Here is a 15,414-nt window from a genome sequence, read left to right on the forward strand (position 1 = left end):
GTTTATTTTGAGCCTTCCCACTCACGGTAGAATTGCTCCAGAAAACCTTCCATATAAGTGTGACGTTTTTCGGCAATTTTTTTTCCGGTCTTTGTGTTCATACGGTCTTTAAGTAAGAGTAGTTTCTCATAAAAATGATTGATAGTAGGAGCGGTACTCTTTTTATACTCATCCACAGTCATATCTAACTGTGGTTTGACCTCTGGGTCATACAGTTTGCGGTTTTTAAAACCGCCATAGTTAAACGTACGAGCAATGCCTATGGCACCTATAGCGTCTAGCCTGTCTGCATCTTGTACAACATCTAGCTCTGGCGAGGTAAACTCTTGGGCCTTATTACCGCCCTTAAAAGAAATATTTTTTATAATCTGTACCACGTGCTCTATAACGGCGCTGTCACAGTTTTGACTTATGAGAAACTCGGTTGCCATTTTTGGCGCAACGGTTTCATCTCCGTTAAAAAATTTTGAATCTGCAATATCGTGTAGCAAGGCTCCTAATGCAACTACGAGCTCATCTACCGGCTCACCTTTTGCAATGTGCATTGCATTGTTATAAACACGTTCTATATGAAACCAGTCGTGACCACCTTCGGCATTTGCTAGGGTTGCTTTTACAAAGATGATGGTGTTTTCTATAAGAGTTTGCTGTTGGCTCATACTATAATTTAATAATGCTATAAAGATGGATTAAAGTTCGTGAGATTTATGGAGAGTAACAAGTACGCTTTCGCGAAAGCGTGTATAAAAAAGACCGCTCTATAAAAGCGGTCTTCATATTGTTACAAGAAGTGTTGTCCTAGCTTGCGTGCTCTTTAAAAGCATCCATAAGGTTTTCTGCAATCATCTCTGCAGGTCTTCCTTCAATGTGGTGACGCTCTATCATATGTACTAGCTCTCCGTCTTTAAAAAGTGCCATAGATGGGCTAGATGGAGGAAATGGTACCATATAAGAACGAGCAAGATCTGTAGCCTCTCCATCTACTCCTGCAAATACAGTATAGATGTTATCTGGCTTCTTACCGTTAACAACTGCGTGTACAGCAGCTGGACGCGCGTTACGAGCAGCACAACCACAAACAGAGTTTACAACCATAAGGGTTGTACCTTCTTTTTTCATTGCAGCTTCTACGTCTTCTTTTGTATGTAATTCTGTGAAGCCATTTCTGGTAAGGTCTTCACGCATTGGTTTTACTAAATCTGGTGGATACATAATCAATTTATTTTGAGTACAAATATACAAAAAGCATACCTTGATACTAAGACGGAAAAAATGGCAGATTATTATACAAACAAATCGTATTTCTATGAGGGAGGCGGTAAGTATGGCGGGATGGCGTAACAATTAAAAAGTCCTCACGTCTAATGGTTAGAACCCGTAAATTTGCGGGATAAGAATAGAATGTAAGTATGATTAAATATATAGGTGCTGTAGTAGGTTACTTTTTGGGACGTGGATTTTTTGGAGCTGTAATAGGATACTTTCTAGGTAGTGCTGTAGATATGTTTATGGACCAGGGTAAAAAAACGGGTCAAGGCGGTAGTACAGGCCAGCGTTTTAAAACCGTTTTTGAACAAGCTACACAGCAAAGTGTTTCTCCAGGAGATTTTGAGCTCAACTTGCTATCACTTGCTTCTATAGTCATTAAGGCAGATGGGAAGGTAAGTCAGAACGAGCTAGACTATGCCAGACAGTATTTTGTGAGAGCTTATGGTAAAGAGCGTGCAAATGCGACTTTTAGAACCTTTAATACTGTAATTAAAGATAGAGAGATTTCTGCCACACGTATATGTACCTACCTCAATAGTCGTACTCGTTATGAGGTGCGATTACAAATTTTACACTTTTTATTTGGCATTGCACAGGCAGATGGTCAAGTGAGCCAGCCAGAGGTAAATGTGCTAGGTACTATAGCAGGATATTTTAGAATAAATCATCAAGATTTTGAGAGTATAAAAAATATGTTTGTTAAGAAAGCAGACAGTGCCTATAAAATCTTAGAGATAGATAAATCTGCTAGTAATGATGAGGTAAAGAAAGCCTTTAGAACAATGGTTAAAAAGTACCATCCAGATAAACTTATGGATATGGACGAAGCCTACAGAGCCGGCGCCGAAGAGAAATTCCGTAATGTACAAGAGGCTTACGAGCAAATCCAGAAGGAACGCGGTATGTAATCTTACTATTTCTTTAAGAGTTCTTTGCGTTGTGGCTGCTTAACTTTGTTTAAAAAGACATAATGAAAAAGCCATCTACCCTATTTTTTGATGTAAATGAGACGCTTCTTGATCTTAGTTTCTTAAAAGAAAAAATCACCACTGCACTAGATGATAGAGGAGAGCTCGTCTCGCTATGGTTTAGCACCTTATTGCATTACTCACTCGTGGCAAATACGATTGAGGCTTATAAAGATTTTGGCGAGATAGGCGTAGCTGCACTACAGATGGTAGCTGCAGGTAATGATATCACACTCACAAAACAGCAAGCAGAAGCTGCTGTAATAAAACCCTTTAAAACCCTAAAGCCTTATAGCGAGGTAAGAACATCGCTGCTAGCATTAAGAGAACAAGGTTTTAGACTTGTAGCGCTCACTAACTCTTCACAAAAAGGCCTTGAAGAAAAACTAGAATTTGCGGGTATTGCAGATTGTTTTGACACCTTGCTTAGTTGTGAGCCTGTTCAAAAATTCAAACCGGCCCCAGAAGTATATAATTGGGCAATGACTACTATGGGTGTACTACCCGAAAATGCAATGATGATTGCTGCACACGGATGGGATATTGCCGGAGCGCAAAGCGTAGGTATGCAAACAGCTTTTATTAATAGACCTGGTAAGCAGCAATACCCACTTGTGCCAGAGGCAGATTATGTGGTAGATGATTTGAGCCAACTAGCAAGTGTACTCAAGTAACTCGCTATTTAAAAATAACTTTCAAGGCGGCTTTGAGAAAGGGAATTTTTGGTGCGCTTAACACCACTTTTAATTCATCTGCGAGGGACGACTCTTCATCCAGAAATCTAAAAATATGAGAAGCTTTTCCCTTTTTAAACATTCTGGTAAAAATTGAGGCGCCTTGCTCGTTATGCTTTGTAAGCACCTCTAGTAATACCGCATCATAAAAAGTCCACCTGTTTTTAATATTGTAGGATGTAAATGGAGTGTCAGATTTTAAAAAATCGATGAGATCTTTAGACTTCTTAAGTGTATGCGTAAATGTATAACCAGTACTTGCTTTAGTCCAGCCTCCTGCAGTTCCTATATGTAGTACGTGTGGTGTGTTGTACTGTGTAAAATCATAGGTAGTCATAGGGATGCTTCCTTGCTCACGATCTATAATCTCATAGTTGTCTACACCTAGATTTTTGAGATATGTTTTGATAGCATATTCATATTCGGCTTTAGAGAGGAGTTTTTCAGAAAACAGGGTGTACTCTAAAAGCGCCTCTGTGTTAGATGTAGGTAAGACGTACATAAACCTACAATTTCCCTTCTGCGGAATGCTAAAATCCATATATGTAGCCTGTTTTGGGTCAAAAACAGGTTTTTCGGCCTTCACAAACCATCCTATAAAATGTTGTTGTAGCACAACAGCTTGCGTTTGCTCCTTGAGCAGGCTGGGTTTATAAATGCTATTAAGTACCGCAGGACTCTCAAATATACCTATGTCCGTAGTTACTGTTGCTTTCCCATCTAGTGTGGTTGTAGTGCTAACAGATGCTTCTATAAACGTGATATTGCTATGTTGCGATAATTCCGCTTTCGCGAAAGCGTACAAACCAGCACTTTCTATCTTTTTATACGTGTAAGGCGCAATGTCGATATGACTATGCACTCCCTCACCTTTTATTAAAACTGAAGGCCAGGTATATGAAACAATCGCTTCATACATAGAAGGTTTTATCTCCCAGAAGCACCAAGTGCGGTCATTGCTTTTATTAAGGTCTTGGTCTATGATGGCAATACTTTTTTTTGCAAAAAAGGGATCTCTTGCCATACGCAAGGCAGTAGTAAGTCCAGAAAGACCAGCGCCCAGAATGATATAATCGTAGTGAGTTTGCACGTGATAAAGATACGTGTAAAAGATGGAGTGCTGTATCTTTGTAAGGTGACAAAAACGAGCATTCATAACAACACATTTACACTCTTACCTACGGGCACAATGTTCTGGGAGGAGCGAGAGATTCTTTTTATTGCAGATGTACACTTAGGCAAGGTGGCTCATTTTAGAAAACACGGTAGCGCGGTACCACAAGAGGCAATACTCAAGAATTTTGAATTACTAGACGAGGCTATTTCTTGTTGTGACCCTAAGGAGGTTTGTTTTTTGGGAGATCTTTTTCATTCTGCATTAAATATAGAATGGCTTTATTTTGAAAAATGGGTCAATGCTCAAGCAGCTCAGATTACACTCGTTACCGGTAATCACGACATCATAAATCCTGAGCGCTTTGAGCAATTAGGTATAAAAATGTTTGATGAGCGAGTGATAGATACATTTTTGCTCACGCACATCCCTGAGGAGCGTGATGGCTATTTTAATTTTTGTGGCCACATACACCCTGGGGTTAGACTTAAGGGTTTAGGAAGGCAAGTAATGAAGTTGCCTTGTTTCTTTAAAAAGGAGAACCAACTTATTTTACCTGCCTTTGGAGAGTTTACAGGTAACTACATACTTGAGCCAGAAGCTGGTGATGAGGTGTTTGTTGTAACTCCAGAAGAGGTAATCCTTGTGGAGTAGATTTGTGATTATGTTAATACAGCAAGTCTTTGCACGGCTGTAACTTTACTTAAAATAATGGCTATGAAGAAAATATACGCAATTGTAAATACACTATCTGTATTGCTTGTACTCGCAGTAAACGGACTCTCACAAGCCCAGCGCTGGAACGATACGACTATAGGTGAAGCTTCAGATAAGTATGAGAATTTGTTTACTCCAGCAGGATATGCATTTTCTATCTGGGGTGTGATTTTCCTAATGCTCATTGGATATTCGCTTTTTCAAATACGTCGTGCCTTTTTTAGCAAGAAAGAATCATCGTTTATTACACAGACCGGCTGGTGGTTTGCCATTGCAAATGTGCTTAACGCAGCTTGGGTAGTAGCATTTACGTATGACTACATAGGATTATCCGTTCTCATTATGCTAGGAATTTTGTCGAGCTTATTACTCGTAATCTGGCGTACTAATATGGAACGTTGGGATGCTCCTATTGAGGTGATTGCCTTTGTTTGGTGGCCTATTTGTATTTACGCTGGGTGGATAGCCGTTGCTACTATTGCAAACTTCTCTGCCTTCTTTTCTAGTATAGATCTAAAGGGTACAGAGCTTAACGAGATTGTGTGGACTATGGTAATGATTACTGTGGTCGTACTTATAAATGTACTTATGGTGTGGATGCGTAATATGCGAGAATTTGCGCTGGTTGCTGTGTGGGCACTTGTTGCAATATTTATAAGACATAAAGATCAATATGAGAGCATCGCTTACTACGCTTTACTAGGAGCAGTAATATTAGTAATAATTACAATGCTACACGCTTTTAAGAATAAGGAAACCGCTCCTCATTTAAAATTCAAGGAACGGTTTCTTGATAATTAAACCATACTCTGCATATCACTTGCAAATGTAGGATATGCAAAAATCGTTTCTCTAAACTGTGTACAGGTTAACTTCTGCTGTATTGCCATTGCAAATAAGTTAATCATCTCACTAGCCTCTGGCGCAAGAATCTCAGCGCCAAGTATCTCATCATTTTCACCTTTAAGCGTTTTGTAGCAATAGTTCTTTGAGTTTAATCTCTTTACACTAAACCAGTCTGGCACGTGCTCACTTAGTACTTTATAAGAAATGCCTTGCTCTTTTGCTTCGTCTTCTGTGAGGCCTACCATTGCTAGCTGTGGTGTGGTATAGACTGCTGTAGGTATTGCCGGAAAATCATATTTGGTATGTGTTCCAGTAGCCAGTTGTACACCTACGTGTCTACCTTCCTTACTAGACAGTGGTGTGAGTGGCAGAGAACCAGAGTCTGCTACATCGCCACAGGCATATACATTAGAGTTAGTAGTGCTTTGTAAATACTCATTTACCTTAATGCCTCTAGGTGTAGTTGCTACATTTCCTTTATCAAGCGCAAGCATATCTACAGAGGGCACACGTCCAGAGGTGTTAAAAACCATTTCGGCTTTTACGCTCTGCTCTTTGCCATCACGTGTGTAAAAAACGCGTGTATTTTTTTGAAGCATTTCGGCGCGGATAACATCTGCATTAAAAATAAAGTTGATTCCTATTTTTTTTGACTCTTCTTCTAAGAGCCCCGTGATACTAGCATCAAACATTTTTAAAACACGCTCCCCACGTTCTATAATTGTTACATCTACACCGCAGCGTGCCGCGATATGAGCAAATTCCATAGCGATATAACCTCCACCTACAAAGATAATGCTCTCTGGCAGGGCTGGTAATTCAAGAAAATCGTCTGAGGTTTTAAACAACTCAGCACCTTCAAAGTGTAGCGGTCTAGGGATAAGACCAGAGGCAATAACCACCTTGTCTACCGTTACTTTTTTACCCTCCACGCTTAGAAGACCTTCCTCTATAAATTGAGGCGACTGGTGGTACATTGTAATCCCTAGTTTATCTAGTGATTCTTCCGTTTTTATGGGCATTGCAGAGACAAACTTTTCTTTAAATTTTTGAAGCGCTTGCCAGTTTATTTTTGGAATTTCGGTCACGCCTACCGCTGCCATATCGCTCGTTCTAGCAATGATTTCACTGGCGTTAAGGAGTACTTTTTTTGGGTCACAACCTCTATTTGCGCAGGTGCCACCATACTCACGATTATCTGCAATGGCTACTTTCATTCCTTCTTTGGCACAACGTGTTGCCACCTGTCTACCTGCGCTGCCCGATCCTATTACAAAAACATCATAATGTTCAAATCCCATACCTTCTTTTTTTTATAAAGGTAGTACGGTAATCTGCATTTGGGTGTTATGAAAATTGTAAAATCTTAATCACGCTTTCGCGAAAGCGTACTCACAACTCTTATAAAATCTGTAAAAAATAATATTACTGCTGGTTTGAAAACCCGTCTACTACCGTTTTAGAAGTGCCGTCTATGGCAAACGTATTGTGACGTAAATTTTTAATAAAAATGAAGAAGAAAATCACATAAATCATTTGCGAACCTACCAGATCCCAGTCTTCCTTAAAAGAAGTTCCCGCCATTAATAATGTGATTAATACAAAACTTAATGCTGCGGCAAGACGTGTTTTAAATCCTATAATTAATAAGATGCCAAGTACAAGCTCAACAATAGGTAGTCCAAAAGCGATAGGCTCTACCAGAGCGGGTGGTAACATTGTTCCCTCAAAACCTTTTGATAGTCCGCTAGCAAAGCCTTCCATTTTAGGAAGTCGCACTACCCCGTGCAATAAGAAGTTGATACCTATGGTAATACGTGCAATTATAAATGCTAGCTGATGATCTGTCCAATGTTTCATACTTTAAAAGTAGAAAATAGAAAAGAGGTGTAATGTTATGAAAATGGTAAAAAGTAAATAGCGCTTTCGCGAAAGCGTACTCAAGACTATCTTTGTAAAAAATCTTATTTCTTGAGTAAATCAGAACTCTCACAGCACTTTGCACAGTCTCTGCCACTGCAGAAACTAGGGGAAGCTATTGCCCATTCTCAACGTATACAAGCAAAAGGTCTCACGGGATCGTCCTTATCTTTTGCTGTAAGTCAGCTTTTTGAAGGCCAAGAGCGCCCCGTATTATTAATCCTTAATGATAAGGAAGAAGCGGCTTACTATCTCAATGATCTTGAAGCCTTGCGCAAGGAAGAAAACGTACTGTTTTACCCTGGCAGTTATAGGCGTCCTTACCAAATTGAGGAGACAGATAATGCAAATATCTTGTTGCGTGCAGAGGTGCTTAATCGTGTAAACTCACGTAAAAAGCCAGCTCTTATCGTGACGTATCCAGATGCGTTATTTGAAAAAGTAGTGACACGTAAGGAGCTAGATAGACAAACGCTCAAGGTGACTGTAAATGATAAGTTATCGCTAGATTTTATAAATGAGATGCTCTTTGAGTATCGTTTTAAAAGAGTAGATTTTGTAACAGAGCCGGGTGAATTTTCGGTGCGTGGAGGTATTGTAGATGTATTTTCATTTTCGCACGACAGGCCGTACCGTATAGAATTTTTTGGCGATGAGGTAGATAGTATTAGAACCTTTGATGTTGAGAGTCAGCTGTCTTTAGACCAAGTAAAGAAAATATCAATAATGCCTAATGTGGAGAACAAGGCATTAGAAGAAACAAGAGCTAGTTTCTTAAAATATATCTCTGCAAAGACAGTTGTTTTTATTAAAAACAGGTCCTTACTATATGATCGTACAGATCAGAACTTTTCTAAAGCCGAAGAAGCTTTTGAAAACCTCTCACAAGAGGTAAAACGCAACTCGCCAGAAGAGCTTTTTTGTCACGGTAAAAATCTAAAAGAGCAACTAGATTCATTTATCACTATAGATTTAGGCAGTAGTGCAGAGGTAGGTGAGATAGAACATAGCATCACCTTTGATGTGGCGCCACAGCCATCTTTTAATAAGCAGTTTAACCTTCTTATAGAAAACTTAAATGATAACCACGCTCGTGGTTATAAGAATATAATCACCTGTAGTAGTGAGCAACAAGCAAAGCGTTTTCAAGACATTTTTGATGATGCAGATGCTATTGTATCGTCCTATGAGACCATTGTGCTATCACTTTATCAAGGTTTTGTAGATAATGACACAAAAATGGTGGTGTATACAGATCACCAGATCTTTGAACGCTACCATAAGTTTAATATCAAAAATGGCTATGCAAAAAAGCAAGCCATCACGCTCAAGGAGCTTACTAACCTAAGTGTGGGTGATTATGTCACGCACATAGATCACGGTATAGGAAAATTTGGCGGACTCAAAAAGATAGACGTTGAGGGTAAAATGCAAGAAGCCATCAAGCTCATTTATGGTGAGCGTGACATCTTATACCTGAGTATACACTCATTACATAAAATCACCAAGTACAACGGTAAGGATGGTAAGCCGCCACAAGTATATAAACTAGGAAGCCAAGCCTGGAAAAAGCTTAAAGCAAAAACAAAATCTAAGGTAAAACACATAGCCTTTAACCTTATAAAACTCTATGCAAAACGCCGCTTGCAAAAGGGATATGCCTTTGGGCCAGACACCCATATGCAGCACGAGCTAGAAGCGAGTTTTATATATGAAGACACTCCAGATCAAAGCAGCGTTACAGAAGATGTAAAACGCGATATGGAGAGTGATCGCCCTATGGATAGACTCGTGTGTGGTGATGTAGGTTTTGGTAAAACAGAGGTTGCCATACGTGCCGCGTTTAAGGCGGTAGATAACGGTAAGCAGGTAGCAATACTAGTTCCTACCACAATACTTGCCTACCAACACGCGCGTACGTTTAAAGAACGCCTTAAAGGTTTCCCAGTGACCGTAGAGTATCTCAACCGTTTCCGTACAGCCAAAGAAAAAAGAGAAGTGCTCGCTGGCCTCGAGAGTGGTGCGGTAGATATTGTGATAGGTACGCACCAGCTCACAAGTAAAAATGTCATTTTTAAAGACCTAGGTCTCCTAGTAATTGACGAAGAGCAGAAGTTTGGTGTAGCCGTAAAAGATAAACTCAAGACTATCTCAGAAACGGTAGACACGCTCACACTCACAGCAACACCTATACCTCGTACCTTACAATTCTCACTTATGGCGGCTCGTGATCTTAGTACCATCACCACGCCACCACCTAACCGTTACCCTATAGAAAGTAATGTTGTGCGCTTCTCAGAAGAGGTGATACGAGATGCCGTTTCGTATGAGATACAACGTGGTGGTCAGGTATTTTTTATTCATAATCGTATAGAGAATATAAAGGAAGTCGCTGGCCTCATACAGCGCCTTGTGCCAGATGCAAAAGTAGGCGTAGGTCACGGCCAGATGGAAGGTAAAGCCCTAGAGGCAAAAATGCTCTCGTTTATGAATGGGGAGTTTGATGTACTGGTCTCAACCACTATAATTGAGAGTGGTCTTGATGTACCTAATGCAAATACCATTTTTATAAACAATGCAAATAACTTTGGACTCTCAGACCTACACCAGATGCGTGGTCGTGTGGGACGAAGTAATAAAAAGGCCTTCTGTTATTTTATCACACCGCCATACTCTGTAATGACCGAGGATGCTAGAAAACGTATCCAGGCGCTAGAGCAGTTTTCTGTACTAGGAAGCGGTTTTAATATCGCGATGAAAGATCTTGAGATACGTGGGGCAGGAGATTTATTAGGAGGAGAACAGAGTGGCTTTATTAATGAAATAGGTTTTGACACCTATCAAAAAATCCTTAACGAGGCCATAGATGAACTCAAAGAAGATGAGTTTGCAGAGCTTTATAAAGATGATCCCGCTTTCGCGAAAGAAGAAAGAGAATACGTAAAAGACACCGTACTTGATACCGACTTTAGTCTTCTCTTCCCAGATGATTATGTAAATAGCATTACAGAGCGCCTTAGTCTATACACTGACCTGAATAATGTAAAAACCGAAGAACAGCTAGATGCCTTTGAGGCAAAACTTGTAGATCGTTTTGGCCCCTTACCAGATGAGGCCGAAGACTTGCTAGACTCTGTGCGCATTAAGTGGGTAGCAACTAAGATAGGTCTAGAGAAGGTAGTAATGAAAAACGGCAAACTCACAGGCTTCTTTATAGCAGACCAGCAAAGCTCTTTTTACCAGAGTCCTACCTTTGGTCGTGTGCTTAAGTTTGTACAAGAAAATGCATACCGCGTGAGCATCAAAGAAAAGAAACTGTCGAAAGGGCTTAGACTTCTCTTAAAATCTGACGATGCAAAAACTGTAAATGACGTAGTTGCATTATTAAGACCATTAATGCCAGCGAGTACTCAAAAAGTAACCGAAAAGACCTCAGTAGGTGATGAGTAAATCTTGGAAAACTTCGCTTGCGGTAATCGCTGCAATTATTACCATTATAGGTTTAGTAACTGGGAAGTTTCTGTTCTTTGTGATTTGGTTACCCTTGGGATGGCTATTTAACTCAAAAAAGGAAGACCGGGTGGACTAAGTATTCTTTTTTCTCAATGTGTATCTGTGTCTTGCTACTGACATCAGTGAGTCGTGCACAAGCACAAGATGCCGTAAAAACGGAAAGAGAATACCGAATTAAACCCGAGCTTGTACCGCAAAAAGCAAAAGATTTCATAGCAACTTTCAATATAAATCGTTCAGTAAAATGGCTACAAGAAGTAGGTGATGATGGCGCTAGTATTGAAGCAAAGTTTAAATACAAAGGACAACGTCACAGTGTAGAGTTTACAAAAGATGGTGTGCTACAAGATGTAGAAATTGTCATTGGCTTAGGAGATTTACCAGAAGATACTAAACAAGAGATAACCAGCTATTTTGCGCAAGAATTTGATTATTTTAAGGTAGAAAAAATACAAGCGCAGTATAATAATACGGTAAAAGAAATAATAAATAGGACTGCAAAAAAGCTCGTAGCTTCATCACTCATTCCGCATTATGAGGTCGTTGTAAAAACACGTAATTCTGGTAAAAAATCAAAGCGTTATGAAGTTCTTTTTAACGAGAAAGGAACCTTCATAAGTAGGTCTCAGGTAAGCATACGACGTGATAATATTCTACGCTTTTGAGTATGTTTAAATTCTCATCCTTTATACTCATATTTTTTACGAGCGCTTTGCTTTACGGTCAATCGCTTTATGAAGTGGGTATACTTCCAGAAGTAAATATTGGCACAAAAATCAATGCGCTGTGGAACATCAATGTAGAATTTGCGCCACGTTTTGAAGTAAGTGAAGGCGATTTTAAGGGTACTAATGATACAGATGTATTTTACTCCTTGCTAGATGTCACCACCGTTGCCACGCGCACTGTGGGAGTAGATGCAAAAGTGGGAATAGGATATTTAGCTCGTTTTCGTGATAAGGACCTTATACACCGTGCGATACAACAGTACTCATTTACCGTACCTTATTTTGGTTTTCGCTTGGGGCATCGCTTCCGTACAGATCAAACATTTAATGCTAGGCAAAAAGTTGAGTTTAGAGTGCGATACAGACTATCTTCAGATATATCGCTCAATGGTGAGTTTATAGACCCGGGAGAAGTGTATTTAAAACTAGGGAACGAGTATGTATATTCAATTCAAGGAGATGCAACAGATCTCGAGGTCAGGTTTGTGCCTACTTTGGGGTATTATGTAAACGATGCAAATAAACTAGAGATTGGCATAGACTACCGTATGGATTCATTTCTTAAAGCTACTGCAAATCATCGATTCTGGATAAATCTGGGATACTACTTGAGTTTGTAGGGTTGCGCTTTCGCGAAAGCGTAAGTAGTGATTTATTAAATAGCGCTAAAGACTAGCCAGCTTTTTTGAACTTTGAGGATTCAGATACCTTTTTAAAACTCCTCCTTTTACGTTATTCACGTCAAACTCTACAATAAAAGCATCGGGATCGCAGGAGTCTATGAGCTTGTGTATTTTGCGCAGGTGTATACGGTTTATCACGGTTTGTATCACACGGCGTTCACTATTTTGACCCGTACTGCCGTAACCTGCCGCCGCTTTATAGACGGTGATACCAGTGCCTAGTTCTTTAAGAATCTTTTGTTCTATTTCTTCAGATGACGGTGATATGATAGTAATGCCGATAAAATCTTCAAACCCTTCTATAAAAAAATCGATAAACTTTGCGGTCACGATGTAGGTAAGTATGGAATACAGAGCAACCTCTACACTAAGTACTAATGCAGTGATAATAAATAGAACAATATTGAATGCCAGAATGGTCTTACCTATGCTTATACCAAAAAGGTCAAAGACATAAATTCCTAGAATTTCAGATCCGTCAAGTACCGCACCGTTGCGTATACTGATGCCAATACCAGCTCCTAAAAACATACCACCAAAAATCGCAATGAGTAACTTATCTTCAGTGATAATAGGAAATGATTCAACACCTATAAGGACTGCTAGTATCAAGATGGACATTGTACTTTTTAAAAGAATATTTCGCGAAAGCTTATAAAATCCCAACACTAGAAACGGAATACTCACAATAAAAAGCAGTAAGGAGATGTCTAGATCTAACTTTTTACTTAATAAAATAGCGATACCCGTTGCTCCACCATCCAGAAACCCATTAGGTAGTAAGAAGGCCTTGAGGCCTATACTCGAGAGGGCAATACCTATAGCAATTTGTACATACTCAGAAAGTGATTTTAATATCTTTGCCATACCTTTTGGTTTTATGTTAAGATAGTTATTTCTCTTTCTTTTCTAAGCTCATTACAAAACTTATGAGGTCTGTATCTGCATCTTTACCATAGGCACTCGTAAGGCAACCTTTTATAGAATCATTAGTCTCTATCAAAAATAAAATCGAACTATCCCCTGGGTCATTCATTCCCTCGTGCCTGCAATATTCTATAAGTGTGAGGTCTTCTATTTGATACCAGCGATTATTAGTTCTACACAATAAACGCCCCTCTCTATACATAAAATCTGAGGTAAAACCTGCTACTCTCGCTGCTGTTATATCTTCTGTTAGGGTATTGCTTTGTGAGAGAATCATAAAGTAAGGTTTTGAGTACGCTTTCGCGAAAGCGTGATTAAAAATATATTAGCTCCAGTTTATAATGCAGAGGTAAAGCGGCATTCCCAGTGTGATATTAAAGGGAAAGGTAATAGCAAGTGCCATAGGTAAGTATAGGCCTTCGTTTGCTTTAGGCGCAGCGAGTTTCATAGCGGCAGGGACTGCAATATAAGAGGCACTTGCTGCAAGTATGGCAAAGAGTAATCTGTTACCTACAGATTCTGTTATAAAACCACTTAGTAAACTCACGATAATACCATTTACAATAGGGACGGCAATTGCAAATACATAAGGAAAAACGCCATACTCTTTGAGGCTTCCTATCTTTTTACCACTTGAGATTCCCATATCTAGTAAAAAGACAGCTAGAAAACCTTTAAAAATATCTGTGGTAAAAGGAGCAATGCCTTGTGCTTGTGCATCGCTTGCCATAAAACCTATGACGAGACTTCCTATAATTAATAGTACACTCCCATTAGTCACAGAGTGCTTGATAATACTACCCATAGAGATAGTCTTGTCTCTGTTTGCCGTAAATAGCATCATAAGAAGCACTCCTATTATAATAGACGGCGCTTCCATAATGGCCATAACCGCAACCATATACCCGCTATATGCAATTTGCTCCATATCTAGATAAGCGACTGTAGTAACAAAGGTTACAGCACTTACAGAGCCATATGCCGCGGCGATAGCCGCGGCATTTTGAACTCCGACGCGCTTTTTAAGTGTAAAAAATGCATACAGGGGAACTGAAAGAGCAAGGACTACTCCAAAAATTAATGACCAGACAATCTCCATATTAAACGCTGAGTGAGCGAGCTCTTGTCCTCCCTTAAATCCTATAGAAAGTAGGAGGTAAAGAGAAATAAACTTTGAAGAACTAGGCGGTATGGCTAAGTCACTTTTGAGTTGTACCGCTAGTAATCCTAAAAAGAAAAATAAGAGTGCAGGGTTGGTCAAGTTATCAACCAGTAGATGTAAGTCCATAAAAGAGGATTAGGTGTCTTAGTGTGGTAATTACTTTTTGATGCGTATCTCTACAGTGCTTTTTATTTCTAGTTTACCTCCATCTGCACGCACGTCACTTAAAAAGCTTTTTAATTTTCCTTTCTCATCTAGTAGCTCTATAATACGTCCACTATCATACTCACAGGCATCATCTATGTTACCTTCGGTGCGGCTTAAGCGTTGTAATTTGTGAAAGTTGATCTTCTTATCAAGCATTGCGTGTAAGATATCTCCAGCTTCGGTTGCTGTAAATACTCCATCTATGAGGTTGATTTTTTGATCTGTCATTGTTGCAGTTTCTGTTTGTAATGTTTTCATAGTAAATGATTTTTTTAAATGAATAAGAGATTAAGATGCTCTACTAGCAATGTTTATAAACACTAGAAGGGTTATTAAAAAACTAGCAGATAGAATTTCTTTAAGGAACAGGTAGTCTGAAAAAATGGAGAGTGTAATGGCTACCATAGGGATAGCAAGTAGCATCAAATTTTTTAAGACAAAAAATAGAGCCGTCCAGTTTATGGTTATACTGGTCTTGATCTCTTGAGGTGTGTACCTGTCATTTCTAAACGAGTCAATTTTTAATTTTTGTAACATAGGTTCTCATTGTTTTGATGGTGCAAAGATGTGGGCTAGAGTTCATATATTTTTATTTATATTTATAATGAATTACATAAATAATTTTA

General features: G+C 39.2%; 17 protein-coding genes. 7 read left to right on the forward strand and 10 right to left on the reverse strand.

Annotated elements, in window-relative coordinates; all coding sequences use genetic code 11:
* Window positions 1-2: 2 nt before the first annotated feature.
* Together ABVM49_RS05180 and ABVM49_RS05185 are read right to left on the reverse strand one after the other, a co-directional pair.
* A complete protein-coding gene (locus tag ABVM49_RS05180) occupies window positions 3-659 on the reverse strand; it encodes an HD domain-containing protein (protein ID WP_405203324.1) in 657 nt (218 codons plus the stop codon).
* Between the two features lie 139 nt (window positions 660-798).
* Complete coding sequence (locus ABVM49_RS05185; RefSeq protein ID WP_405203325.1) at window positions 799-1,212, reverse strand: BrxA/BrxB family bacilliredoxin; 414 nt, start codon at window positions 1,210-1,212, stop codon at window positions 799-801.
* A 197-nt stretch (window positions 1,213-1,409) separates the two neighbouring features.
* Between ABVM49_RS05185 and ABVM49_RS05190 the strand changes: the two genes are divergently transcribed.
* Entirely contained in the window at window positions 1,410-2,177 is a 768-nt protein-coding gene (locus ABVM49_RS05190; RefSeq protein WP_375252977.1) for a TerB family tellurite resistance protein, read from the forward strand.
* A gap of 62 nt (window positions 2,178-2,239) precedes the next feature.
* Entirely contained in the window at window positions 2,240-2,911 is a 672-nt protein-coding gene (locus ABVM49_RS05195) for a haloacid dehalogenase type II (RefSeq protein WP_405203326.1), read from the forward strand.
* 4 nt (window positions 2,912-2,915) lie between these two features.
* On the opposite strand, the gene ABVM49_RS05200 is transcribed toward ABVM49_RS05195, so the two are convergent.
* The gene (locus tag ABVM49_RS05200) at window positions 2,916-4,127 is read right to left on the reverse strand and encodes a lycopene cyclase family protein (RefSeq protein ID WP_405203327.1); all 1,212 of its coding nucleotides are present in this window, start codon (window positions 4,125-4,127) and stop codon (window positions 2,916-2,918) included.
* Between ABVM49_RS05200 and pdeM the strand changes: the two genes are divergently transcribed.
* Both pdeM and ABVM49_RS05210 read left to right on the forward strand, forming a co-directional pair.
* Window positions 4,107-4,739, forward strand: coding sequence for a ligase-associated DNA damage response endonuclease PdeM (gene pdeM / locus ABVM49_RS05205; protein ID WP_405203328.1), 633 nt, complete (start codon window positions 4,107-4,109; stop codon window positions 4,737-4,739). The two genes, ABVM49_RS05200 and pdeM, sit on opposite strands and share 21 nt — an antisense overlap.
* A gap of 63 nt (window positions 4,740-4,802) precedes the next feature.
* Window positions 4,803-5,603, forward strand: a complete 801-nt coding sequence (locus ABVM49_RS05210) for a TspO/MBR family protein (RefSeq protein ID WP_405203329.1) — start codon at window positions 4,803-4,805, stop codon at window positions 5,601-5,603.
* Here ABVM49_RS05210 and ABVM49_RS05215 read toward each other — a convergent pair.
* Both ABVM49_RS05215 and ABVM49_RS05220 read right to left on the reverse strand, forming a co-directional pair.
* Window positions 5,600-6,949 (reverse strand): dihydrolipoyl dehydrogenase family protein, encoded by a 1,350-nt coding sequence (locus ABVM49_RS05215; protein WP_405203331.1) that lies wholly within the window; start codon window positions 6,947-6,949, stop codon window positions 5,600-5,602. The two genes, ABVM49_RS05210 and ABVM49_RS05215, sit on opposite strands and share 4 nt — an antisense overlap.
* 124 nt (window positions 6,950-7,073) lie before the next feature.
* Window positions 7,074-7,508 carry a DoxX family protein gene (locus ABVM49_RS05220; RefSeq protein WP_405203332.1) on the reverse strand — a complete coding sequence of 145 codons (435 nt, stop codon included), beginning with the start codon at window positions 7,506-7,508 and terminating at the stop codon, window positions 7,074-7,076.
* A gap of 111 nt (window positions 7,509-7,619) precedes the next feature.
* Between ABVM49_RS05220 and mfd the strand changes: the two genes are divergently transcribed.
* The 3 genes from mfd to ABVM49_RS05235 all read left to right on the forward strand — a co-directional run bounded on the left by mfd (window position 7,620) and on the right by ABVM49_RS05235 (window position 12,429).
* Window positions 7,620-11,018, forward strand: coding sequence for a transcription-repair coupling factor (mfd, locus tag ABVM49_RS05225; protein ID WP_405203333.1), 3,399 nt, complete (start codon window positions 7,620-7,622; stop codon window positions 11,016-11,018).
* A gap of 185 nt (window positions 11,019-11,203) precedes the next feature.
* Window positions 11,204-11,746 carry a hypothetical protein gene (locus ABVM49_RS05230; protein ID WP_405203334.1) on the forward strand — a complete coding sequence of 181 codons (543 nt, stop codon included), beginning with the start codon at window positions 11,204-11,206 and terminating at the stop codon, window positions 11,744-11,746.
* A gap of 2 nt (window positions 11,747-11,748) precedes the next feature.
* Window positions 11,749-12,429 (forward strand): DUF2490 domain-containing protein, encoded by a 681-nt coding sequence (locus ABVM49_RS05235; protein WP_405203335.1) that lies wholly within the window; start codon window positions 11,749-11,751, stop codon window positions 12,427-12,429.
* Between the two features lie 45 nt (window positions 12,430-12,474).
* Here the strand turns inward: ABVM49_RS05235 and ABVM49_RS05240 are convergent, their stop codons facing one another.
* From ABVM49_RS05240 to ABVM49_RS05260, 5 genes are read right to left on the reverse strand one after another with little or no spacing between them, the layout of a single operon-like run.
* Window positions 12,475-13,359, reverse strand: a complete 885-nt coding sequence (locus tag ABVM49_RS05240; RefSeq protein ID WP_405203336.1) for a YitT family protein — start codon at window positions 13,357-13,359, stop codon at window positions 12,475-12,477.
* 25 nt (window positions 13,360-13,384) lie between these two features.
* Window positions 13,385-13,696, reverse strand: a complete 312-nt coding sequence (locus ABVM49_RS05245) for a hypothetical protein (protein ID WP_405203338.1) — start codon at window positions 13,694-13,696, stop codon at window positions 13,385-13,387.
* Window positions 13,697-13,744: 48 nt separating this feature from the next.
* Complete coding sequence (locus ABVM49_RS05250; protein WP_405203339.1) at window positions 13,745-14,707, reverse strand: sodium-dependent bicarbonate transport family permease; 963 nt, start codon at window positions 14,705-14,707, stop codon at window positions 13,745-13,747.
* A gap of 30 nt (window positions 14,708-14,737) precedes the next feature.
* Window positions 14,738-15,046, reverse strand: a complete 309-nt coding sequence (locus ABVM49_RS05255) for a hypothetical protein (RefSeq protein ID WP_013750507.1) — start codon at window positions 15,044-15,046, stop codon at window positions 14,738-14,740.
* Between the two features lie 30 nt (window positions 15,047-15,076).
* On the reverse strand, window positions 15,077-15,325 hold the full coding sequence (locus ABVM49_RS05260; RefSeq protein WP_380031843.1) for a hypothetical protein: 249 nt from the start codon (window positions 15,323-15,325) through the stop codon (window positions 15,077-15,079).
* Window positions 15,326-15,414: the final 89 nt, after the last annotated feature.

Origin of the sequence: Dokdonia sp. LLG6352-1 (genome assembly GCF_045055815.1) — a bacterium.
In the GTDB taxonomy this organism is placed as follows: domain Bacteria; phylum Bacteroidota; class Bacteroidia; order Flavobacteriales; family Flavobacteriaceae; genus Dokdonia; species Dokdonia donghaensis.

Bases quoted from the DNA above. Each gene is read 5' to 3' on its own strand.
- ABVM49_RS05180 (WP_405203324.1), bottom strand. From the start codon at position 659: ATGAGCCAACAGCAAACTCTTATAGAAAACACCATCATCTTTGTAAAA.
- ABVM49_RS05185 (WP_405203325.1), bottom strand. From the start codon at position 1,212: ATGTATCCACCAGATTTAGTAAAACCAATGCGTGAAGACCTTACCAGA.
- ABVM49_RS05190 (WP_375252977.1), top strand. From the start codon at position 1,410: ATGATTAAATATATAGGTGCTGTAGTAGGTTACTTTTTGGGACGTGGA.
- ABVM49_RS05195 (WP_405203326.1), top strand. From the start codon at position 2,240: ATGAAAAAGCCATCTACCCTATTTTTTGATGTAAATGAGACGCTTCTT.
- ABVM49_RS05200 (WP_405203327.1), bottom strand. From the start codon at position 4,127: ATGAATGCTCGTTTTTGTCACCTTACAAAGATACAGCACTCCATCTTT.
- ABVM49_RS05210 (WP_405203329.1), top strand. From the start codon at position 4,803: ATGAAGAAAATATACGCAATTGTAAATACACTATCTGTATTGCTTGTA.
- ABVM49_RS05215 (WP_405203331.1), bottom strand. From the start codon at position 6,949: ATGGGATTTGAACATTATGATGTTTTTGTAATAGGATCGGGCAGCGCA.
- ABVM49_RS05220 (WP_405203332.1), bottom strand. From the start codon at position 7,508: ATGAAACATTGGACAGATCATCAGCTAGCATTTATAATTGCACGTATT.
- ABVM49_RS05235 (WP_405203335.1), top strand. From the start codon at position 11,749: ATGTTTAAATTCTCATCCTTTATACTCATATTTTTTACGAGCGCTTTG.
- ABVM49_RS05240 (WP_405203336.1), bottom strand. From the start codon at position 13,359: ATGGCAAAGATATTAAAATCACTTTCTGAGTATGTACAAATTGCTATA.
- ABVM49_RS05245 (WP_405203338.1), bottom strand. From the start codon at position 13,696: ATGATTCTCTCACAAAGCAATACCCTAACAGAAGATATAACAGCAGCG.
- ABVM49_RS05250 (WP_405203339.1), bottom strand. From the start codon at position 14,707: ATGGACTTACATCTACTGGTTGATAACTTGACCAACCCTGCACTCTTA.
- ABVM49_RS05255 (WP_013750507.1), bottom strand. From the start codon at position 15,046: ATGAAAACATTACAAACAGAAACTGCAACAATGACAGATCAAAAAATC.
- ABVM49_RS05260 (WP_380031843.1), bottom strand. From the start codon at position 15,325: ATGTTACAAAAATTAAAAATTGACTCGTTTAGAAATGACAGGTACACA.